The sequence below is a fragment of the Bradyrhizobium sp. AUGA SZCCT0105 genome (assembly GCF_018129565.1).
Classification (GTDB): domain Bacteria; phylum Pseudomonadota; class Alphaproteobacteria; order Rhizobiales; family Xanthobacteraceae; genus Bradyrhizobium.
The window spans coordinates 322,081-342,834 of sequence record NZ_JAFCMK010000008.1; the positions used below are offsets into that span (position 1 = coordinate 322,081).

Sequence of the window (20,754 nt, forward strand, 5' to 3'; positions counted from 1 at the left end):
TGCTCCAGTGAGCAATTGCGCACAAGGCAGGAACGACGGCATTGATATCGTCGACTACGCGACCGTGTCGAAACACCAGGCCAGGATGCCCTTCTGCGCATGCAGGCGGTTTTCCGCCTCGTCGAACACCACGGATTGCGGGCCGTCGATCACCTCGTCGGTGACCTCCTCGCCGCGATGCGCGGGCAGGCAGTGCATGAACAGCGCGTCCGGCTTGGCGAGCGACATCAGCTTGGCATTGACCTGATAGGGCTTCAGCACGTTGTGGCGGTGCTCGCCCTCCTTGTCGCCCATCGACACCCAGGTGTCGGTGACGACGCAGTCGGCGCCGCGCACGGCGGCTTCCGGATCGGTGCCGAGCATGATCGGCGCGCCGGTGGCCTTGATCCAGTCCCGCATCGGCTTCTTCGGCGAGAGCTCCGGCGGCGTCGCGATGTTGAGATTGAACTTGAACCGCTCGGCGGCGTGCGCCCAGGAGGCCAGCACGTTGTTGTCGTCGCCGGTCCAGGCCACCGTCTTGCCCTCGATCGAGCCGCGGTTTTCCTCATAGGTCATGAGGTCGGCCATCACCTGGCAGGGATGCGAACGCCGGGTCAGCCCGTTGATGACGGGCACGGTGGCATGAGCGGCGAGCTCGAGCAGCGCGTCATGGTTGAGGATGCGGATCATGATCGCGTCGACATAGCGCGACAGCACGCGCGCGGTGTCGGCGATGGTCTCGCCGCGGCCGAGCTGCATCTCGGCGCCGGTCAGCATGATGGATTCACCGCCGAGCTGGCGCATGCCGACGTCGAACGACACCCTTGTGCGGGTCGACGGGCGTTCGAAGATCATCGCCAGCGTCTTGCCTTCGAGCGGCTTCCTGCCCTTCTCATGCGCCTTCAGCTTCGCCTTCATGGCGGCACCGGCTTCGAGCATGTTGCGCAGCTCGGCGAGCGGCAGCTCGTTGATGTCGAGGAAGTGACGGACCGGCTTGCTCATTATCCAGCCGCCTTCTTCGGCTGCGGCGCCGATAGCACAGAGCAGGCGCGCTCGAGCGCTGTGATCGACTGGTCGATCTCGGCCTCGGTCACGATCAGGGGCGCCAGGAACCGCACCACATTATCGCCGGCGCCGACGGTGAGCAGTTTCTCGTTGCGCAGCGCGGCGATCAGATCGCCCGACGGCACCACCGCCTTGACGCCGATCAACAGGCCCTCGCCGCGCACCTCCGACAGCACGCCGGGATAGCGGTCCACGACGGAAGCGAGCTTCTGCTTGAGCAGCAGCGACATCTTCTGCACATGCTCGAAGAAGCCGGGCTTGAGCATGACGTCGAGCACGGCATTGGCGGATGCGACCGCGAGCGGATTGCCGCCGAAAGTCGAGCCGTGCGAGCCCGGCGCCATGCCGGCTGCAGCCTGCGCGGTCGCGAGCACCGCGCCGATCGGGAAACCGCCGCCGAGCGCTTTCGCCAGCGACATCACGTCCGGCGTGACGCCGGTGCGCTTGTAGGCGAACAGCTCGCCGGTGCGGCCCATGCCGGTCTGCACCTCATCGAAAGCGAGCAGCAGGCCATGCTCGTCACACAGCGCGCGCAACGCCTTGAAGAACGCCTGCGGCGCCGAGCGCACGCCGCCCTCGCCCTGCACCGGCTCGATCAGGATGCCGGCCGTGTGCGGGCCGATCGCCTTCTTCACCGCCTCGATGTCGCCGTGCGGCACCTGGTCGAAGCCGTCCATCGGCGGGCCGAAGCCCTCGAGATATTTCGCCGAGCCGGTCGCGGCCAGCGTGCCCAGCGTGCGGCCATGGAAGGCGCCTTCGAAGGTGATGATGCGGTAGCGTTCGGGATGGCCCTTGGAGAAGTGGTGGTGGCGGACCAGCTTGATCACGCCCTCCATCGCTTCCGCGCCGGAATTGCAGAAGAACACGAAGTCGGCAAAGCTCTGCTCGCACAGCCGCGCCGCAAGCACCTCGCCGTCCGGGCTCTTGAACAGGTTCGACATGTGCCAGAGCTTGGTCGCCTGCTCCTGCAGCGCCTTGACCAGATGCGGATGCGCATGCCCGAGCGCGTTCACCGCGACACCGGAGGTGAAATCGAGATAGCGGTCGCCATTGGTTGCGATCAGCCAGGCGCCCTCGCCGCGCTCGAAGCCGAGATCGACCCGGGCGAAGACGGGGAGCAGATGCGACGAGGCGTTGGTCATGGCGTTCACTGCCGGTTTGAAGCCGTCAATCGCCGCGCGCCTTGACGCCTACGCAGCAACCGCCAGCTTCGGAAAACAAAACGGCCGCCTTTGCGGGCGGCACGTGCGGGTCATTCTATGCGGCGGCCGGTCAGTGTCAATCGCCAGGAGCCGGCCTTTGCCGGCCTTCCTGCAATGCGAAACCGGCGCAATCCGGAGCATTCCGGTGCGGTGGAAAAGCCTCATAGCAATGCTTAACTTTGTGGGAACATGTGGACGCACGGCCGCGGACTCTTGCGCCAGAGTCACGCCATATTGTAGCGTTTGGCCTGTCGGGTACGACATCTCGTGCGGCAGTACTGGACCCTCTAAGTAGCCTTCGTGTCTCGCGTAAACGTTCGGGCGCAACACCGTGCCCGGCGAGGGCTAAGGGATTCTGGCCGCAGGGATATTTGTCCAGATTGGCTCGCAGCGCCGCTCCGATGAGTGGCCGGCGCCATGCGAAAGGAAGAATGTGATGACTGTATTGACCTGGTCCGACGATCGCGTCGAGCAGCTGAAGAAGCTCTGGGAATCCGGCCTCTCGGCCAGCCAGATCGCGGCGGAACTTGGCAATGTGACGCGAAACGCCGTGATCGGCAAAGTACATCGGCTCGGCCTCTCCGGCCGCGCCAAGGCCCCCTCCACGGCCGCGCCGCGGCAGCGCAAGGCCCGCCCCGCCCAGCACATGATGCGGGTGGCGCGCCCGGTCTCGCGCGGCAACACTGCGCTTGCGCACGCCTTCGAGGTCGAGATGGAGCCCGATCCGATCTCCTTCGACAACGTGGTGCCGATGAGCCAGCGGCTGTCGCTGCTCGAGCTCAACGAGGCCACCTGCCATTGGCCGGTCGGCGATCCCTCGAGCCCGGAATTCTTCTTCTGCGGCGGCAAGGCGCTCGCCGGTCTGCCCTATTGCGCGCATCACTCGCGCGTCGCCTATCAGCCCGCCGCCGATCGCCGCCGGCCGTCGGCGAAGCCACAGATCAAGTAAGCACTCGGGAAACTGCCTGGACTGTAAAAACAAATCCCCGCGAAAGCGGGGATTTTTTTGTGGCTCGTAGCCCGGATGGAGCGAAGCGTAATCCGGCGCGGTGTTTGAAGCGGAGAATGAAGTTCTGGATTTCGCTTCGCTCCATCCGGGCTACGTCACATCACCGGCGTCGTCCCGGCGAACGCCGGGACCCATAACCACGAATGGGCGTTGTTAGAAAGTCGTCTGGCCGCTTGCCGATTGCGCCGGCCGCGGCTTATGGGTCCCGGCGTTCGCCGGGACGACGCCGTGTTGTGGTTTACGATTGTCGGCCAGCCTTACGGCTGCGGTTCGGCCTTCGCGAAGCGGTCGTCGAGCGCGTAGCCGGCGCCGCGCACGGTGCGGATCGGATCCTGCTCGCGGCCCGGATTGAGCAGCTTGCGCAGGCGGCCGATATGCACGTCGACGGTACGCTCATCGATATAGATGTCGCGGCCCCAGACGCTGTCGAGCAGCTGCTCGCGGCTGAACACGCGGCCGGGATGCTCGAGGAAGAATTCGAGCAGCCGATACTCGGTCGGACCGAGATCGATCGGACGTCCCGAGCGCGCCACGCGGCGCTTTTCGCGGTCGAGCTCGATGTCGCCATAGGTCAGCACGGTCGCAAGCCGCTCCGGGCTCGCACGGCGCAGCAGGCCCTTCACCCGTGCCAGCAGTTCCGGCACCGAGAACGGCTTGACGATGTAGTCGTCGGCGCCGGTGGCAAGCCCGCGCACGCGCTCGCTCTCCTCGCCGCGCGCGGTCAGCATGATGATCGGAAGCTGCTTGGTCTCGGGCCGCGCCCGCAGGCGGCGGCACAGCTCGATGCCGGACAGGCCCGGCAGCATCCAGTCCAGTACCACGAGGTCGGGAACGCGCTCCTTCAGGCGGGTGTCGGCATCGTCGCCGCGCCCCACCGTCTCGACATCGTAGCCTTCCGCATCGAGGTTGTAGCGCAACAGTGTCGTCAGCGCTTCCTCGTCTTCGACTACCAGAATGCGTGCGCTCATCGGCTTAAGTTCTCTCTCTGTGATGATCCGTTGCCCAGACGCAAACCGAAACGCTTGCTTTCCTGAGCATAATCCCCGCGGAAACGACTTGTCGTGAAGACAATCCGGCTCCGCGCCTGCGGATCATGTCCTAGGTACCGGGCACCGTGGTGGCAAAGTTGGTCATGTCGCCCTTCGGGCGCTTGTCGGTGATCTGCTGGCCCTCGATCATGTAGAACACGGTTTCGGCGATGTTGGTGGCGTGATCGCCGATCCGCTCGATGTTCTTGGCGCAGAACATCAGATGGATGCAGAACGAGATGTTGCGCGGATCCTCCATCATGTAGGTCAGCAACTCGCGGAACAGCGAGGTGCAGATCGCATCGACCTCCTCGTCGCCCTTCCAGACGTTCATCGCCGCCGGCAGGTCGTGCGCGGCATAGGCGTCGAGCACCGACTTGACCTGCGACAGCACGAGGTCGGTCATGTGCTCCAGGCCGCGGATCAGCTTCAGCGGCTGGAAATCGCTTTCCAGCGCCGCGACGCGCTTGCCCATGTTCTTGGCGAGGTCGCCGATCCGCTCGAGGTCGGTGGCCACGCGCATCGCGCTGACGATTTCGCGCAGGTCGATCGCCATCGGCTGGCGGCGGGCGATCGTCAGCACCGCGCGCTCTTCGATCACGCGCTGCAGATTGTCGATCTCGATGTCCGCGGCGACCACGCGCTTGCCGAGCGCGACGTCGCGACGGATCAGCGCGTCGACCGACTCGGTGATCATCCGCTCGACGAGGCCGCCCATCTCGGCGACCAGGCGGGTCAACTCCTGCAGGTCGCTGTCGAATGCCTTGGCGGTATGTTCAGAAGCCATCGCTTGTCTCCCTCATGATCCCGGGGATCATGATTTGGTGTCCTCAGTTTCGCATGATCCGGTCGGAAAACCGGTACCCAATTTTGCGGACCATGCGCTAGCCGAACCGGCCGGTGATGTAGTCCTGGGTGCGTCGATCGCTCGGCGAGGTGAAGATCTTGTTGGTGTCGTCGAACTCGATCAGCTCACCGAGATACATGAAGGCGGTCTTGTCGGAGACGCGCGCCGCCTGCTGCATGTTGTGGGTGACGATTGCGATCGTGTAGTCTTCGGAGAGCTCCTGGATCAGTTCCTCGACCTTGGCGGTCGAGATCGGATCGAGCGCCGAGCACGGCTCGTCGAACAGGATCACCTCGGGACGCACCGCCACGGTGCGCGCGATGCACAGGCGCTGCTGCTGGCCGCCGGAGAGCGACAGGCCGGAAGCGTTCAGCTTGTCCTTGACCTCATTCCACAGCGCGCCGCCGCGCAGCGCCTTCTCGACCCGGTCGTCCATCTCGGACTTCGAGATCTTTTCGTAGAGGCGGATGCCGAAGGCGATGTTCTCGTAGATCGTCATCGGGAACGGCGTCGGCTTCTGGAACACCATGCCGACCCGCGCGCGGAGCAGATTGAGGTCGAGCTTGGGATCGAGAATGTTGGTCTGGTCCAGCATCAGCTGGCCGACCGCGCGCTGGCCCGGATAGAGATCGTACATCCGGTTGAAGATGCGCAGCAGGGTCGACTTGCCGCAGCCCGACGGGCCGATGAACGCCGTGACGCGGTTGGTGCCGAGCGTCAGGTTGATGTTCTTCAGCGCGTGGTGCTCGCCGTAATAGAAGTTGAGGTTGCGCACCGTGACTTTCGGCGGCGCTTCCGGCAGCGGCACCTGGGGAACGTGGCTCGCGACAGTCGTTGAGACGGAAAGCTCGGTCATTTTGCGGCCCTTTCGGCACCAAGGATACGCGCGCCGATATTCAGCGCGAGCACAGTGAAGGTGATGAGCAGCGCACCGCTCCACGCCAGCTCTTTCCAGTAGGCGTAGGGGCTCTGCACGAAGTTGTTGATGGTCACCGGCAGGTTGGCCATGGTCTTGGTCAGATCCAGGCTGAAGAACTGGTTCGACAGCGCGGTGAACAGCAGCGGCGCGGTTTCACCGGCGACACGGGCGGTCGCCAGCAGCACGCCGGTGATCAAGCCGCTACGCGCAGCACGATAAGCGATCCGCTTGATCACCAGCGAACGCGGCAGGCCGAGCGCGGAGGCCGCCTCGCGCAGCGGATTGGGCACCAGCAGCAGCATGTCCTCGGTGGTGCGCAGCACGACCGGGATCACGATCACGGCGAGCGCGAGACTGCCTGCGATCGCCGAGAAGCCGCGCATCGGCACCACCACTGCGCCATAGATGAACAGGCCGATGATGATCGAAGGCGCGCTGAGCAGGATGTCGTTGATGAAGCGGATCACCGAGGTGAGCTTGTCGTGCTTGCCGTACTCGGCGAGGTAGGTGCCGGCGAACAGGCCGAGCGGCGCGCCGATGCCGACGCCGATCACCGTCATGATGACCGAGCCGACGATGGCGTTGAGCAGGCCGCCTTCGGTCGAGCCCGGCGGCGGCGTGTTCTGGGTGAACAGCTGCACGCTGAGGCCGGCAAGGCCGTTATAGACCAGCGTGAACAGGATCAGCGCCAGCCACGTGACGCCGAACAGCGCCGCGCCGACACAGAGTGCGCGAATGACGATGTCGCTGCGGCGGCGGGATTTGTAGATCGGGTTCATGGCGCTATTTCCCCGCTTTCGTTTCAAGCCGCATCAGCATCAGCCGCGCGCCGGCGAGCACGAAGAAGGTCAGCACGAACAGCAGGAGGCCGAGCAGGATCAGCCCGGACTGGTGCAGGCCGTCGCTCTCGGCGAATTCGGAGGCGATCGCCGCCGAGATCGTGGTGCCCGGCGCGAAGATCGACGACGAGATGCGGAACGAGTTGCCGATGATGAAGGTCACCGCCATGGTCTCGCCGAGGGCGCGGCCGAGTGCCAGCATGATGCCGCCGATCACGCCGACCCGGGTGTAGGGGATCACGACGCTGCGGACGACTTCCCATGTGGTGCAGCCCATGCCGTATGCGGCCTCTTTCAGCACCGGCGGCACGGTCTTGAACACGTCGACCGAGATCGCGGTGATGAAGGGCAGCACCATGATGGCGAGGATCAGCGCGGCGTTGAACAGGCTGAGATAGGACGGCGGACCTGCGAACACCGCACCCAGCACCGGGACGCCCTCGAATATCCTGATCATGAAGGGCTGGAACGTGTTGGCCAGGAACGGGCCCAGCACGAAGAAGCCCCACATGCCGTAGATGATCGAGGGGATGCCGGCGAGCAGCTCGATGGCGATGCCGATCGGGCGGCGCAGCATTTGCGGGCAGAGTTCGGTGAGGAAGATGGCGATGCCGATGCCGACCGGAATGGCGATCGTCATCGCGATGACCGAGGTGATCAGGGTGCCGTAGATCGGGCCGAGCGCGCCGAGCACCGGCGGATCGGCCGAGGGCGCCCAGCGCTGCGTCCAGAGGAAGGCGAAGCCGTATTCCTTCATCGCCGGCCAGGCGCCGGCGATCAGCGACAGGATGATGCCGCCGAGGATCAACAGGACCGAAATCGCCGAGATGCGGGTGACCCAATAGAAGGTGAGATCACCGAGCTTGAAGGCGCTGAGGGCCTTGGCGCGATCGTAAGGTCCCGCGGCTTCCATCACATCGCTCTGAACAGCCATGTCTGCCACGCCAATCCCCTCATTACTATGTGAAAGCTACGCAAACCGCTACGCCCCGAAGCGATCTTCACTGACGCATTTGGCCGGGCGTCGTTCCGGTTGCGCCTCCCGGGGCGCGAGCCCGGGCCCCGCCCCGCGTTACTTGCCGCGGTGATGGAGCCCGGATCTCAATCGGTCCGCCTGTGCCGCCCTTGAGAGGTGGCACAGGCGTTGTTCAAAGCGTCAGACTTAGCTCTTGATGTCCGAGGACCAGGTCTTCTCGATCAGCTTGACGACCGATTCCGGCATCGGGATGTAGTCGAGCTCTTCGGCCGCCTTGCCACCCTTCTCGAAGGCGTACTTGAAGAACTTGAGCGCTTCCTGCGAGGCCGCCTTGTCGGTCGAATCCTTGTGCATCAGGATGAAGGTCGCCGCGGTGATCGGCCAGGAGGCTTCGCCCGGCTGGTCGGTCAGGATCACGTAGTAGCCGGGAGCCTTGGACCAATCGGCGTTCGACGCAGCAGCCTGGAAGGCGGCGATGGTCGGCTGCACGGTCTTGCCGGCCTTGTTGACCAGCGCGGTGTAGGTCAGCTTGTTCTGCTTGGCATAGGCGTATTCGACATAGCCGATCGCGTTCTTGGTCTGGCCGATGTTGCCGGCAACGCCTTCGTTGCCCTTGGCGCCGACGCCGACCGGCCACTCGACCGCGGTGCCGGAACCGACCTTGGACTTCCAGTCGGCGTTCGACTTGGAGAGGTAGTCGGTGAAGTTGAAGGTGGTGCCCGAACCGTCCGAACGGCGCACGACGGTGATCGCGTCGGCCGGCAGGGTCAGCTTCGGATTGAGCTTGGCGATCGCCGCGTCATTCCACTTGGTGATCTTGCCGAGATAGATGTCGCCGAGCACTTCGCCGGAGAGCACGAGATCGCCCGGCTTGATGCCTTCGACGTTCACGACCGGAACGATCGCGCCCATCACCATCGGCCACTGGACGAGGCCGTCCTTCTCGAGCTGCTCGGCCTTGAGCGGCGCGTCGGTCGCGCCGAAGGTCACGGTCTTGGCCTGGATCTGCTTGATGCCGGCGCCGGAACCGATCGACTGATAGTTCAGGCCATTGCCGGTGTCCTTCTTGTAGGCGTCAGCCCACTTCGAATAGATCGGGAACGGAAACGTCGCGCCTGCGCCGGTAATATCGGCAGCGAAGGCCGACGTCGAAGCGGCGACCATGCCGGCAGCGACGATTGCTTTGATGAAATTCATGGGGTGGTCTCCATCTTGTGAGCGAAGCGCCAATTGCGCCCGATCGCGCCCACGCCGGTCCATCTAGGAGCGGTCGGTGCTGCTTTTACGAAGGTTGGATGACAGTTGGATGACAATACTAAGCGACTGAAAACGCTCAGCTTTGGGTCGGTAACGGGGTCTTCGGCCGGGGAAAACAGGCGGTAAAAGTCGCGCCATTCTTCGGCACGCTCTCGATCAGAAGACGCCCGCGATGACGGTTAAGAATATGTTTCACCAGCGATAATCCGAGGCCGGTTCCGCCCTGGTTACGGCTGTCGCCGACGTCCACCCGGTAGAAGCGCTCGGTCAGCCGCGGCAGGTGCTCCGGGGCGATGCCGGGGCCGAAATCCCGTACCATGACACGGATTTCGGGGCTCCCCTCGCCCGATGCGCCCGAAACGGTCTGATTGAGCGACACTATGACGCGGCCGCCCGAGGCGCCGTATTTGAGGGCGTTCTCGATCAGGTTCTCGAACAGGCGGAGCAGTTCCTCGCGGTCGCCGGCGATCGTGACCGGGGTCGGTGGCAGGTCGACGTCGATCTCGACCTGGCGCTCGCTGGCCAGCGCCTCGAGCCCGTCGGCCACCTGGCGGATGATCGGCACGATATCGATCGACGCCTCGGGCCGCACATGGGCCGACAGCTCGACGCGCGACAGCGACAGCAGGTCGTCGATCAGCCGCGCCATGCGGGTGGCCTGGGTGTGCATGATACCGAGGAAGCGCTCGCGCGCCCGCGCGTCCTCGCGCGCCGGCCCCTGCAGCGTGTCGATGAAACCGGACAGCGCGGCGAGCGGCGTGCGCAGCTCATGGCTGGCATTGGCGACGAAATCGGCGCGCATCTCCTCGACCCGGCGCAGCGGCGTCAGATCGTGGAAGGTCATCAGCATGCACTTCTCGGTGCCGCCGAACTGGGTCGGCACCGGCACCGGCGTGATCACCAGCTCCATCCAGCGATCGACCGGAACGTGGTCGGAGTAGGTGGCGCGGCGCGGCTCGGTGGTCGCGATCGCCTCGCGCAACGCAGTGATAATCTCCGGCGAACGCAGGGCAAATTGCGCCAGCTCGTTCTTGCGCAGCGCCGGCGCCAGCTGGGCCGCGGCGGTGTTGAGATGGATGACGCGGCCGGCACGGTCGAGCAGCACGGCCGGGTCCGGCATGCCGGCGACGACCGCGCTGACGGCGATCGCCTCGACCGGATTGCCGTGGCGGACATCCTCGCGCGAGGTGCCGGCATCATGCAGCCGCCATGGCACCAGCGCCGCAGCCGCGATGCAGACGAACACCACGCAGGCGCGCACCAGCGACAACTCGCCGAGCGCGACCACCACGCTCAGCGCCAGCGCTGCGGCAAGCAGGATCAGCGCGGAATGGCGCAAGCGGTCGGGCCAGGGCGAGAAAATCGAATGCGGCGTATCGTCAATGGCCATCGCGGCGGCTTTCTTCCCGTCGGTTCATGTCTCGCCAAGGCGCGGTCAAATCGACCTTCCCTCGGGAGGCATCGGGCCGCGTCGTCAGACCCCGGAATCACCACGCTTGCGGACCAGAACCGCCTCATGATGCGGCTCAGCGCGGGGACCCGAATCAGTCTGCGGCAGCCGCTTGAGTCGGGCGCCGACGATAACCTCCCGAAACGTCAGCAAGATTACAGATATGACGAACGGCGCAATATAGTAGAGCAGCCGGAACAACAGCATACCGCCGAGCAGGTCCTCGCGGTCCATCTGCCAGAGGCCGACCAGCATGGCGGCGTCGAACACCCCGAGCCCGCCGGGGGAGTGGCTGGCGAAGCCGAGCAGGGTCGCCGACACGAAGATGACCGCGACCACGACGAAGCCGAGATTGGGCTCGTCCGGCACCAGCACGTACATCGCCAGCGCGCAGAAGCCGAGGTCGACGATGCCGATCGCGATCTGCAGCAGCGTCAGCGGGCCGCCCGGCAGGGTCACCGTCCAGGGACCGCGGCCGACCACCCGCGGCTGGGTCCAGACCCAGACCACATAGGCGACCAGCGCGATGATGATGCCGAACGCGAGCGTCCGGTTGAGCCAGGGCGGCAGCTGGTCGATGTTGGCGGCGGCTTCCGGATGATAGGCGATGCCGAGCCCGAGCACGGCGGCATTGCCGAGCCAGAAGGTCAAGCCGGCGAGAAAGCAGATCTTGGCGACGTCGATCGCGTTCAATCCCCAGGCCGAATAGATCCGGTAGCGCACCGCGCCGCCGGTGAAGACGCTGGCGCCGACATTGTGCCCGATCGAATAGGAGGTGAATGCCGCGAGCGCGTTGACGCGATAGGGCACGTGGGCCTGACCGATCGCGCGCACCGCGAACAGATCGTAGAAGGTCAGCGTGAAGTAGCCGGCTGCGACGAACAGTCCCGCCAGCGCGATTTGTCGCGGCTCGGTGCTCTTGATGGCCTCGAGCACCTCATTGGTGTCGATGCCGCGCAGCATATGATACAGGACGTAGCAGGCGATGCCGATGACGGCGATGCTGATGACAACACCCAGCCGATGCAGGATTTGCTTCTGGCGCAGAAACGCCATCGCCCTGCGTATTGCTTCCAGCATCTAGACCTCGAATTGCGATCCCGCGACGGCGGCTCCCGGGCGAACCCCGCCGGCGCTTCGCTGTGCCCCGACCCCTGTAGCGCGTTTTAAGCCGGAGTGGAATTCGTCAAACGACAATAAAACGCGCATCTTCAAGATATTAGGGATGATTCATGACAGCGGGTGCACAAATATGCGCGTTTCTCGCCATCTTCGACAAGACTTGACATCGACGTGCGGCGGTTAGCCCGCCGAACGCTGCGCAAGGCCATCCGGGAAACTACGGGAAGCAGGAGCGACGCCGCGGCGCCCGCGCAGTGAAAATCGCCACCGCATTGGTGATGCGACGGCGATGAGGCAAGCCTGCGTAGATTTTATGCCCGTGCCGCAGCCACTGCGGTAACGATTTCGGCAGCATCGGGGAAATGCCCCTTCACGCGCTTGGCGATCACTTTGCCGTCAAGCTTGACCTCGAAGACGCCGCCCTTGCCCGGCACGAGCTCCGGATCGAGCCTGAGGCGTTCGCGCAGCAGCGCGGCGGCCTCCCTGGCGCGCTTTTCGTAGCCGCAGGGACGGCAATAAATGATCGAGAGGTCGGTCATGGCGTGCTCTCCCATCCACTCATGCTGCGAGATGTTGCGCGTTCGCGGCTTCGATGCCGGCGATCCACCCTGCAACCGAGCGGCCGATCGCCTCCGGATGATCCTCCTGCAGATAATGCGCGCCCGCGCCGAGCTGAATGACCGCGCAATGCTGCAGCCTCGCCGCGAAATCCGCCGCGAAGGCCGGCGACACCAACGCCCCGGGAGACCCCGCGAACAGCAGCTTCGGATAGGTCGATCCCGCGAGCGCTGCGTGCGCCGTGGTGAGCGCCTGATCGACGTCGGCGGGTTCGCCTGCGATCGGCAGCTCGCGCGGCAGCATCAAGGTCGGCTTGCGGCTCTCGCGCGTCGCAAACGGCGCACGGTAAGCGGCCATCTCTTCCTCACTCAGCTTGCGCAGCATCCCGTTCGGAAGAACGCGCTCGATGAAGGCATTGCCTTCCAGAATCATCGCCTCGCCCACACCTTCGGTCCTGAACTTGCGAAAGGTTTCTTCGCGCACGCCGTGATCGGGATCGAAATCGCTCCAGGTCGACATCGGCCGGATAAATTCCATGAAGGCGAGCCCGCGCACGAGTTGCGGACGGCGCGCCGCGAGATGGAACGCGAGCGCCGTGCCCCAATCCTGCGCGACGAGATAGGCCGAGCTGATGCCGAGCTCGTCGATCAGCGCATCGAGATAGTCCGCATGGTCGAAGAAGCGGTAGGCGATGTCGGGCTTGCCGGACTGGCCGTAGCCGATCAGGTCGGGCGCGATGCAGTGCCCGACCGGCGCCACCAGCGGCATGATGTTGCGCCAGATATAGGATGACGTCGGATTGCCGTGCAGGAACAGCACGTGCGGCGCATCGCTGCGTCCGGTTTCGCGATAGGCCATCGTGGTCCCGAGCACCGGGCGATGATGCAGGCTGATATCGGAAGACATGGTCATGGCAACTCCTTGAACACGGTTTGGAAGGCGATCGTCTTGAAACGCTCGAGCGCAGCGGCGCTGCGCTCGACCTTCATGCGCAACATCGCGCCCTGCCAGGATGCGAGCAGGAAATCGGCAAGCGCATCGGGATCGAAGTCGGACGCGATCTCGCACCTGGCCTGGGCTTCGGCGATGCAGGCCGCAAACGGCGCACGCCATCCCCGAAAGATCTCGTCGAGCTGCTCGCGCAGCATCTCGCTCGAGCCCGACGCCTCGAGGCTGAAATCGCCGATCAGGCAGCCGCGGGTGAAGCCGTCATGCGCAAGCTTGCCGGTGATGAGATCGAGATAGCGCCGGAGCCTGTCGCGCGGCGGCAACGTCGTGTCGCCGAGGGCTTCGGCGACGAGGCCGCGCACATAGAGGAAATAGCGGTCGAGCACTTCCGACGCGAACAGCTCCTTGGAGCGGAAATGGTTGGTGAACGAGCCCTGCGGCGCGCCGGCGGCGGCGGTGACGTCGCGCACGCTGGTGCCGTGATAGCCGGTCCGGAACATTTCCTTCAGCCCGGCGTCGAGGATGGCATCACGGAGGGAGGGCTTTGGCATGGCCGCCATTTAATACGTACGTACGTATTGATGTCAAGCGGCAAAATGCGCGCGGCCTCGCCCCGCGTCTGGCGACGCCGCTCAGTCCTGCTGGATCAAGGGTTTGGGGTCAGCTCGCGGGCCTGCTGCGCGAGACCACCCAGTCGCGCAGCCAGGAGCCGATCGCGCAGCCGACGAGATAGAGCGCGAACATGACCAGGAAGAGGTCGAGCCAGTAGCCGAGGCGGCCGGGCACGACCCGCGCAAACGATGCCGCGACCAGCGCGACGGCGAGCAGCGCGAGCCAGCGGATCCACGCCTTCGAGACGCCCTGCGCCCGATGCACCACCGCGATCCAGCCCATGCCGAAGCCGAGCAGCGCGGCGCCGAGCAGCCAACCCCAGAAGAATGTCGCGAGCACGGTCATCGCTACTTCACCACGAATTCGATGCGGCGGTTCTGCGCCTTGCCGTCTTCACTCTCGTTGCCGACGAGCGGCTGCGTGCTGCCATAGCCGATCGGCGTGAAGCGGTTGGCAGGCAGTCCGGCGCGCACGAGGTAATCGACCACGGCCTGCGCGCGGCGCTCCGACAAGGCCTGGTTGGCCGCCTCCTCACCGTCGCTGTCGGTATGGCCGGCGACTTCGATCGTCGCATTGGGACAGCGCATCGCGGTCTCGATCAGGCGGTCGAGCAGACCGGCGGAGTCAGGGACGATGTCGGCCTTGCCGGACTCGAAGCGGATCTTGCCCTTGGAGAGGATCTCGGAAAACAGCTGCTGGCACACCGTCGGATCGACCGGCGCGGCCGCGGGCTTGACGGTGACCTCGGCCTTGTACTGCCAGCCCTGCGGAAAATCCTTGCCGAGCCCGTCGCGGATCTGGCCGGCCGCGGCATCATAGAGCGCATCGCCCGACAGCTTCACCTCACGGTCCGACACCACGAGCGTCCCGGTCGACAGCCGTGACAGCGCGCCGAGCGCAGGCACCACCGCCGCCGCAAACCCCGAGGGCGCGCCGATGCTGGCCTTGAGATTGTCGACGACCTTTTCGCTGAAGAACTTGCGGCCGGCGGCGGCGACCAGCGCGGCATGCACGTTGTTGTCGGGCACGTAGCCGGTCAGCGTCAGCGTCACTGCGACCGGATCCTTGTAGGCCTGGAACACGTAAGGCGGCGCCTTGATGTCGTTGGCGGCAATGGAATAGCCCTCCGGCAGATTCTTCAGCGCCGCCGCGACCGCTTCGCGTCCGCCGAGCTCGCGCGCCATGCCGGCGAGAGCAACCTTGTTGTCGGTCAGCGTGATCTTGCCTTCCTTCAATTTGCCGATCTGGTCGAGCAGCAACAGCGCCGCCGGGTCGAACCGCGACGGCGCGCCACGGGCGAGCGCCATCTGATCCACCACCTCGACACCGCCGAGACTGGCCTTCGCGGCCTCGGTCAGCTTGCTCTTGCTCGACGGCAGCGGCGCATTGCCGCCAAGCGTGACCCGCACCACGTCGCGTTCGGCAGACCACACAAAGGGCTTGGCTTCGGGAACGAGGCGGGTCTCGTCGTTGACCAGCCGCACGCCCGGCACGGCCTCGACCGACGCCACGGCGCTGAGACGGCCGTCCTCGGAGAAGGCATTGGCCGCAAAGGTCACGTCGCGGCCGTCGACGCTGATGCGGCGCTTGTCGAGCACGGTGTCCTTGAGTGCGGCATTAGAGCGCGCAGCGAGGTCCGCTTCGACCGTTCCCGTTGAGGTCCAGGCCGCGATGCCCCACAGCACGACCAGTGGAATCACCCCCGGCCACCACTTGCTACTCCACTTGAAAAGTCCGTGCATTCAACGTCCTGCGGGGTCGGGAACCAGAGAGAAAACAAACCCTTGGCCGACTGTCAAACCCCAAATCAAAGGCCGAATCAAAGACCATGGCGGGGGCGCCATATTGGATCGGGATAACAGTTTCTTCAGTGGTGTTTCGCTAAGTTTCCGGCGGAATGCAAATCGGCCAGCCCGTGCCCCTCATGAAACAACTCCGCAACACCGTGATCCGTGCCGGGATGGAGGCGTTGTATTTCTCGGGTGCGCATATCCTGCTGCGGCCGATCTTTGCCGGCGTCGGCGCCATCTTCATGCTGCACCACGTCCGCCCGCGGCGCGCCGACGCGTTCCAGCCCAACCATCATCTCGAGGTCACGCCGGATTTCCTGCGCGCGATGCTGACGCATCTGCGCGCGCTCGACGTCGATGTCGTCAGCATGGACGAGGCGCATCGCCGCCTCACCGAACGGAATTTCGCGCGGCGCTTCGCCTGCTTCACCTGCGACGACGGCTACCGCGACAACCGCGATTTCGCGCTGCCCGTGATGCGCGAGTTCGGCGCGCCGTTCACGGTCTTTGTCGCGAGCGATTTCGCCGAGGGCTGCGGCAAATTGTGGTGGATCGCGCTGGAGCGCATCATCGCGGCGGCATCGGCGATCGAGGTGCCGATCGCCGGCGTCATGACGCGGATCGACACCGCGACGCCGCAAGCCAAGCGGGTTGCGTTCGGCCGCATGCACGACTGGCTACGCTCGCTGCCGGGCGAGAAGGAGATGCAGGCTGAGATATCCGCGCTGTGCGTCCGCCACGGCGTCGACGAGGCCGGCATCGCGCGCGAGCTCTGCATGTCCTGGGACGAGCTGCGCGGCTTTGCCGACGATCCGCTGGTCACCATCGGCGCCCACACCATCACCCATTGCAATCTCGCCAAGCAGAGCGAGACCATCGCATCGTTCGAGCTCGCCACCAGCCGGGCGCGGATCGAGGAGACGCTGCAGCGTCCGGCGCTGCATCTTGCCTATCCCTATGGCGACCGGATCGCGGCCGGGCAGCGCGAATTCGCGCTCGCCAGATCGATCGGCTTTCGGACCGCGGTGACGACGCGGCCCGGCATGCTGTTTCCCGAAAGCGCCGACCACCTGACCGCGTTGCAGCGGGTCTCGCTGAACGGCAATTACCAGGACACGCGGCTCTTGCCGGTGCTGACATCAGGCGCCGCCACCGCGGTGTGGAACGGTTTTCGCCGCGTCGACGCGGCGTAAACGAGCAACGTCCTAAACCACCAGCAGCAGTCCCGACACCAGCAACAGGCCGAGGATCACCCGCCTGAAGTTGGCCTCGTCGATGTTGCGAAAGGCAAAGATGCCGAGCCACGAACCGGCAAGCAGCGCCGGAGCGCCGAGCACGACGTCATAGGCGACCTTCATCGAGAGGTCGCGATGCAGCATCATCATCATCAGCGCCGAAATCTGCATCGCGGCGATGAAGGGCTGCACGAGGCCGCGCTGCTGCTGCTTTGGCACACCGTGGATATCGCACCAGATTGTAGGCAGCGCGCCCGGCATCGCGGTCAACCCGCCGATCAGGCCGCCACCAAACCCGACCAACGCGTTGCTGCCCTCGGGCAAACGGCCGTAGCCGATCGCGGGCCTGAACAGCATGTAGCCGGCATAGAGCGCGACCATGATCCCGAAGCCTTCGCGGAACGTCCGGCTGTCGGTGTTGTGCAGCAGCCAGAGCGCAAGCGGGACGCCCAGCAGTCCGCCGACGATCAGCGACAGGCTCTGTTTCCACTGGATGTTGTGCCGAAGCGCCCACAGGTTGGCCGCCTGCACGCCGACGCTGCAGGCCATCATCAGCGGCACCGCCTCGGTTGGCGGCATCGCATGCAGCAGGATGGCGCCGGCGATCGCGGAAAAGGCAAAGCCGGCGAGACCGGACACAAAGGCGCCGCAAAACACCGCGGCGCTGAGCACAACAAATGACATGACGTCGGCCACGAATGGACCTCCGTTGATGACAGCGATGGTGGATCGATCGGGAGAGCGCTAGTCGGTGTGAACCGCCCTCGCCTCTTGCGGCGCGGCCGCATCGGCCGTGGCCGCTGGCATCAGCAACGTCGCAGTGAGGAAGTGCAGCACAAAAAATCCGATTGCGATGGCAACAAGCAGCGTGATCTCGCTGACCTCCGGAAGCCGGATGACCGATTTGCGCGTCGACGAGCGTTCAGTAACGGACATTGCGGCCGCCCTCCAAATTGGTGCAGTGCCGGTCGGCGCGGTCGATCAGATGCTGATATTGCTTGAGAACGCGTCGCGCCTGAATCCGCCGCGAATAGTGAATTGCGCCGACGATCGCTGCGAACAGTCCTTTCCGCCTTCGGCGAAATTGAATGGGGGTGACTGGCATCACACCGGCCACCGGCAATGAAATGTGCTTCATTATTGGAACTCCTTGATCTGGAATTCCACCCCACGCGCATGATGCGGCAAAACCGGCTGACCAGTTTGTGCACTGCATCACATCTCAAGAAAGCTTGATCGATTCGACGCCCGCCCTTCGCGGGTGAACTGATCAGAACATCACCAGAGATCGAGCAGGCTGCGCGTTCGCCGGCCGCGGCGGTTCCTTGACTAGCTCCATCAACCCGGCCAGAACGCTTGGCATAGCTAAGGAGGCAACATGTTCAAGGATCTGTTCTCACTGAAGGGCCGCGTCGCACTGGTGACCGGGGGATCGCGCGGCATCGGCAAGATGATCGCGGCCGGTTTCCTCGCGCAGGGCGCCGCGAAGGTCTACATCACCGCGCGCAAGGCCGGCCCCTGCGAGGCCACCGCCCAGGAGCTTACCGCCGCCTATGACGGTGAATGCATCGCGCTGCCGATCGACATCTCGACCGTCGAGGGCTGCGAGAAGCTCGCCGGTGAAATCATCAAGCGCGAGCCGAAGCTCGACATCCTGGTCAACAATGCCGGCGCTGCATGGGGCGCGGACTTCGACGAATTCCCGGAGAGCGGCTGGGACAAGGTGATGAACCTCAACGTCAAGTCGATCTTCTTCCTGACCAAGGCGCTGGCCAAGCCGCTGCGCGCGGCGGCGACGCATGACAAACCGGGCAAGGTGATCAACATCGCCTCGATCGACGGCATCTTCGTCAACCCGATGGAGACCTATTCCTATGCCGCGAGCAAGGCCGCGGTGATCCATTTGACACGCCGGATGGCGACGCGCCTGATCAAGGACAACATCAACGTCACCGCGATCGCGCCCGGCGCCTTCAAGTCGGACATGAACCGCGCCGCGCGCGACCACGCCGACGAAGTCGCGCAACGCGTTCCGTCGCGGCGGGTGGGCAGCGACGAAGATATGGCGGGCACTGCGATCTATCTCGCCTCGCGCGCCGGCGACTACGTCGTGGGCAACACCATCGCGGTGGATGGCGGCGTGGTCTACGCGACCGCGGGGCTGGAGATCGCGGGGTAAGCGACCGCGTAGCTCACGCGCACTAGAACATTGCCGCGCGGCGCTTGGCAGCGAGACTGGTGATACACAAAGGGCGCCTCGCTCGCAGCGAGGCGCCCTTTGTCGCATGGAGCCCGATGGCAATGGGCCTCGCCAAGACGCGAGGCCACTTTCGTCACCGTGGTCCCCCGGTTGCGGCCGTGACGCCTCTGGCGCATGTCATTCAAATGCATTACATTGAACGTGAGCAAGGAGATCGCTATGGCTTCGAATGCCCTGGTCCAAACCCGCATCGATGCGGACGTAAAAGAGAAGGCCACCGCGGTTCTGGAAAACATGGGTCTCACGGTGTCGGACGCGGTGCGGATATTGCTGACGCGCACGGCCAATGAAGGAACGCTTCCACTGGAGCTCGTCAGCAACAGCCAAGCTTACGACAGCTGGTTTCGCGAGAAGGTGCGCCAGGCGCTGGCGGATACCCGGCCTAGTCTCGATGATTCCGAAGTCGAAGCGCATTTCGCGCAACGTCGTGCCGCCGCACTTCGAAAAGCGGCGGAACGCAAACGGTGAAGCTCGTCTGGACGCGCTTCGCACTGTCCGATCGCGACGACATTTTCAGCTACATCGAGGCCGAGAATCCCCGTGCCGCGGTTCATGTCGATGAACAGACTCGACTTTCCTGACAGTGGCCGGCCCGGGCGTGTCGCCGGCACGCGGGAGTTAGTCATCCCGCGCACACCATATGTCGCAGCGTACCTTGTCGACGGCGAGACCGTTCGCATCTTGCGCGTGCTTCACGGTGCGCAGATGTGGCCCGACGAACTTGCAAATGACGATTAAAGCCGGCTGAGCGGCGAACGCCGAGCAGCCACCGCCGATCCGCCTTCCTCAGAGACTCGATGCGAAGGCATCGACGAGCCGGTCGAACACTTCGGCCCTTTCCCACTGCGTGGCGTGGCCAGCGCCGTGGACCACCTGAACCTGGCCGCGCCATAGTGTCGGCGCGGGCAGCCGTTGCAGATAGCCGAGATCGACCATCTGCTCCTCGCTGCCATGCACGATCGCCAGCGGAATCCTGAGGCCACGCACGATCTCGACCTCGTCCACGAAGCGGCCGGCCTGCACGCTGGCGCCGAGATAGCCGCGCGCATTGCCGTCGGTGCGGCGGAAATCGGTGTCGACGAATGCGGGCAACGGCGCATAGTCCGGCGCGAAGACCGTTTTCAGCCAGGCCGCGATCTCGGCATCGCTGGGCGCCGGCGTGAAGGTGGTGGCCGACAGCCCCTTGAACCCGGAGAACCCGTCCGGCGTCTTGGCGATCGGCGGCGTACCGAAAATCATCAGCCCGGCTGCCATCGGCAAAGACGGGGCTGCGTTGAGCACGGCGTGTCCGCCGAGGCTCCAGCCCACCACCACCGCGTTCTTCAGGCCGAGCTCCTTTGCGGCCGCGGCAATGCAGCCGGCGTAGCCTGCACCCGAATAACCATGCTCCGGATCGGGCGCAGGCGATGAGCTGCCATGACCGGGAAGATCGATCGCGACCAGCCGGTATTTGGCGCCAAGCGGCCCCTGGAGTTGCTTCTGCCAAATCTGCGACGACGACGAATTGCCGTGGACGAGCAGGATGTCGCGGCCAGTGCCCGCGCTCTCGAAGCCCGCGATCGTCTGCTCACCGAACTGGACCTTGAGCGGACGCAGGGTCGGCCCCGGAAAAATCTCTTCGCTCATGATGGCCCAGCCTAATCCCGATCCGCGACAAC

Annotated in this window: 23 protein-coding genes and 1 pseudogene; 5 read left to right on the forward strand and 19 right to left on the reverse strand. The window is 64.8% G+C overall.

Translation table 11 applies throughout. The features are described 5' to 3' along the window. Positions 1-54: 54 nt before the first annotated feature. A complete protein-coding gene (gene argF, locus JQ573_RS32545) occupies positions 55-981 on the reverse strand; it encodes an ornithine carbamoyltransferase (RefSeq protein ID WP_092123050.1) in 927 nt (308 codons plus the stop codon). Continuing rightward, a complete protein-coding gene (locus JQ573_RS32550) occupies positions 981-2,186 on the reverse strand; it encodes an aspartate aminotransferase family protein (protein WP_212317159.1) in 1,206 nt (401 codons plus the stop codon). The genes argF and JQ573_RS32550 overlap by 1 nt, the downstream gene beginning before the upstream one ends. 496 nt (positions 2,187-2,682) lie before the next feature. Here JQ573_RS32550 and JQ573_RS32555 point away from each other — a divergent pair, with 496 nt between their 5' ends. Further along, the gene (locus tag JQ573_RS32555; protein ID WP_021076557.1) at positions 2,683-3,195 is read left to right on the forward strand and encodes a GcrA family cell cycle regulator; all 513 of its coding nucleotides are present in this window, start codon (positions 2,683-2,685) and stop codon (positions 3,193-3,195) included. Positions 3,196-3,512: 317 nt separating this feature from the next. On the opposite strand, the gene phoB is transcribed toward JQ573_RS32555, so the two are convergent. From phoB to JQ573_RS32620, 13 genes are all read right to left on the reverse strand, one after another. After that, on the reverse strand, positions 3,513-4,223 hold the full coding sequence (phoB, locus tag JQ573_RS32560) for a phosphate regulon transcriptional regulator PhoB (protein ID WP_016844067.1): 711 nt from the start codon (positions 4,221-4,223) through the stop codon (positions 3,513-3,515). Between the two features lie 130 nt (positions 4,224-4,353). Further along, positions 4,354-5,070, reverse strand: coding sequence for a phosphate signaling complex protein PhoU (gene phoU, locus JQ573_RS32565; RefSeq protein WP_050403109.1), 717 nt, complete (start codon positions 5,068-5,070; stop codon positions 4,354-4,356). Positions 5,071-5,167: 97 nt separating this feature from the next. Next, positions 5,168-5,986, reverse strand: a complete 819-nt coding sequence (gene pstB, locus JQ573_RS32570; protein ID WP_029079896.1) for a phosphate ABC transporter ATP-binding protein PstB — start codon at positions 5,984-5,986, stop codon at positions 5,168-5,170. Next, entirely contained in the window at positions 5,983-6,828 is an 846-nt protein-coding gene (pstA, locus tag JQ573_RS32575) for a phosphate ABC transporter permease PstA (protein WP_092123044.1), read from the reverse strand. Before pstA ends, pstB begins: the two co-directional genes overlap by 4 nt. A 4-nt stretch (positions 6,829-6,832) precedes the next feature. Continuing rightward, positions 6,833-7,822, reverse strand: a complete 990-nt coding sequence (gene pstC / locus JQ573_RS32580) for a phosphate ABC transporter permease subunit PstC (RefSeq protein ID WP_212317158.1) — start codon at positions 7,820-7,822, stop codon at positions 6,833-6,835. A gap of 228 nt (positions 7,823-8,050) precedes the next feature. Next, a complete protein-coding gene (gene pstS, locus JQ573_RS32585; protein WP_212317157.1) occupies positions 8,051-9,061 on the reverse strand; it encodes a phosphate ABC transporter substrate-binding protein PstS in 1,011 nt (336 codons plus the stop codon). 136 nt (positions 9,062-9,197) lie between these two features. After that, positions 9,198-10,511 (reverse strand): ATP-binding protein, encoded by a 1,314-nt coding sequence (locus JQ573_RS32590; RefSeq protein ID WP_212317155.1) that lies wholly within the window; start codon positions 10,509-10,511, stop codon positions 9,198-9,200. Positions 10,512-10,595: 84 nt separating this feature from the next. Next, positions 10,596-11,651: a lysylphosphatidylglycerol synthase domain-containing protein gene (locus JQ573_RS32595; protein ID WP_249132591.1), complete on the reverse strand. Its 1,056-nt coding sequence runs from the start codon at positions 11,649-11,651 to the stop codon at positions 10,596-10,598. A 353-nt stretch (positions 11,652-12,004) separates the two neighbouring features. Then, on the reverse strand, positions 12,005-12,232 hold the full coding sequence (locus tag JQ573_RS32600; RefSeq protein WP_212317153.1) for a SelT/SelW/SelH family protein: 228 nt from the start codon (positions 12,230-12,232) through the stop codon (positions 12,005-12,007). 19 nt (positions 12,233-12,251) lie between these two features. After that, on the reverse strand, positions 12,252-13,163 hold the full coding sequence (locus tag JQ573_RS32605; RefSeq protein WP_212317151.1) for a haloalkane dehalogenase: 912 nt from the start codon (positions 13,161-13,163) through the stop codon (positions 12,252-12,254). After that, positions 13,160-13,750 carry a TetR/AcrR family transcriptional regulator gene (locus JQ573_RS32610; RefSeq protein WP_212317149.1) on the reverse strand — a complete coding sequence of 197 codons (591 nt, stop codon included), beginning with the start codon at positions 13,748-13,750 and terminating at the stop codon, positions 13,160-13,162. Before JQ573_RS32610 ends, JQ573_RS32605 begins: the two co-directional genes overlap by 4 nt. A gap of 109 nt (positions 13,751-13,859) precedes the next feature. Then, complete coding sequence (locus JQ573_RS32615; RefSeq protein WP_212317147.1) at positions 13,860-14,156, reverse strand: hypothetical protein; 297 nt, start codon at positions 14,154-14,156, stop codon at positions 13,860-13,862. 2 nt (positions 14,157-14,158) lie between these two features. Beyond that, positions 14,159-15,553 (reverse strand): OmpA family protein, encoded by a 1,395-nt coding sequence (locus JQ573_RS32620; protein ID WP_212317145.1) that lies wholly within the window; start codon positions 15,551-15,553, stop codon positions 14,159-14,161. Between the two features lie 182 nt (positions 15,554-15,735). Between JQ573_RS32620 and JQ573_RS32625 the strand changes: the two genes are divergently transcribed. Next, on the forward strand, positions 15,736-16,794 hold the full coding sequence (locus tag JQ573_RS32625; protein WP_212317143.1) for a polysaccharide deacetylase family protein: 1,059 nt from the start codon (positions 15,736-15,738) through the stop codon (positions 16,792-16,794). A 12-nt stretch (positions 16,795-16,806) separates the two neighbouring features. Here the strand turns inward: JQ573_RS32625 and JQ573_RS32630 are convergent, their stop codons facing one another. Genes JQ573_RS32630 through JQ573_RS32640 form a run of 3 tightly spaced genes read right to left on the reverse strand, consistent with a single transcriptional unit; the run spans position 16,807 to position 17,974 of the window. Next, positions 16,807-17,532 carry a sulfite exporter TauE/SafE family protein gene (locus JQ573_RS32630; protein WP_212317141.1) on the reverse strand — a complete coding sequence of 242 codons (726 nt, stop codon included), beginning with the start codon at positions 17,530-17,532 and terminating at the stop codon, positions 16,807-16,809. Positions 17,533-17,580: 48 nt separating this feature from the next. Further along, positions 17,581-17,772, reverse strand: coding sequence for a hypothetical protein (locus JQ573_RS32635; protein WP_212317139.1), 192 nt, complete (start codon positions 17,770-17,772; stop codon positions 17,581-17,583). After that, a complete protein-coding gene (locus JQ573_RS32640) occupies positions 17,759-17,974 on the reverse strand; it encodes a hypothetical protein (protein ID WP_212317137.1) in 216 nt (71 codons plus the stop codon). The genes JQ573_RS32635 and JQ573_RS32640 overlap by 14 nt, the downstream gene beginning before the upstream one ends. A gap of 240 nt (positions 17,975-18,214) precedes the next feature. On the opposite strand from JQ573_RS32640, the gene JQ573_RS32645 reads away from it, so the two are divergent. From JQ573_RS32645 to JQ573_RS32655, 3 genes and pseudogenes are all read left to right on the forward strand, one after another. Then, entirely contained in the window at positions 18,215-19,015 is an 801-nt protein-coding gene (locus JQ573_RS32645) for an SDR family NAD(P)-dependent oxidoreductase (protein ID WP_092126579.1), read from the forward strand. Positions 19,016-19,255: 240 nt separating this feature from the next. Then, positions 19,256-19,564 carry a type II toxin-antitoxin system RelB/DinJ family antitoxin gene (locus tag JQ573_RS32650; RefSeq protein WP_212317135.1) on the forward strand — a complete coding sequence of 103 codons (309 nt, stop codon included), beginning with the start codon at positions 19,256-19,258 and terminating at the stop codon, positions 19,562-19,564. Next, a pseudogene (locus JQ573_RS32655) lies at positions 19,561-19,834 on the forward strand (type II toxin-antitoxin system RelE/ParE family toxin). Before JQ573_RS32650 ends, JQ573_RS32655 begins: the two are co-directional and overlap by 4 nt. Positions 19,835-19,882: 48 nt before the next feature. Here JQ573_RS32655 and JQ573_RS32660 read toward each other — a convergent pair. Next, positions 19,883-20,722 carry an alpha/beta fold hydrolase gene (locus tag JQ573_RS32660; RefSeq protein ID WP_212317134.1) on the reverse strand — a complete coding sequence of 280 codons (840 nt, stop codon included), beginning with the start codon at positions 20,720-20,722 and terminating at the stop codon, positions 19,883-19,885. Positions 20,723-20,754: the final 32 nt, after the last annotated feature.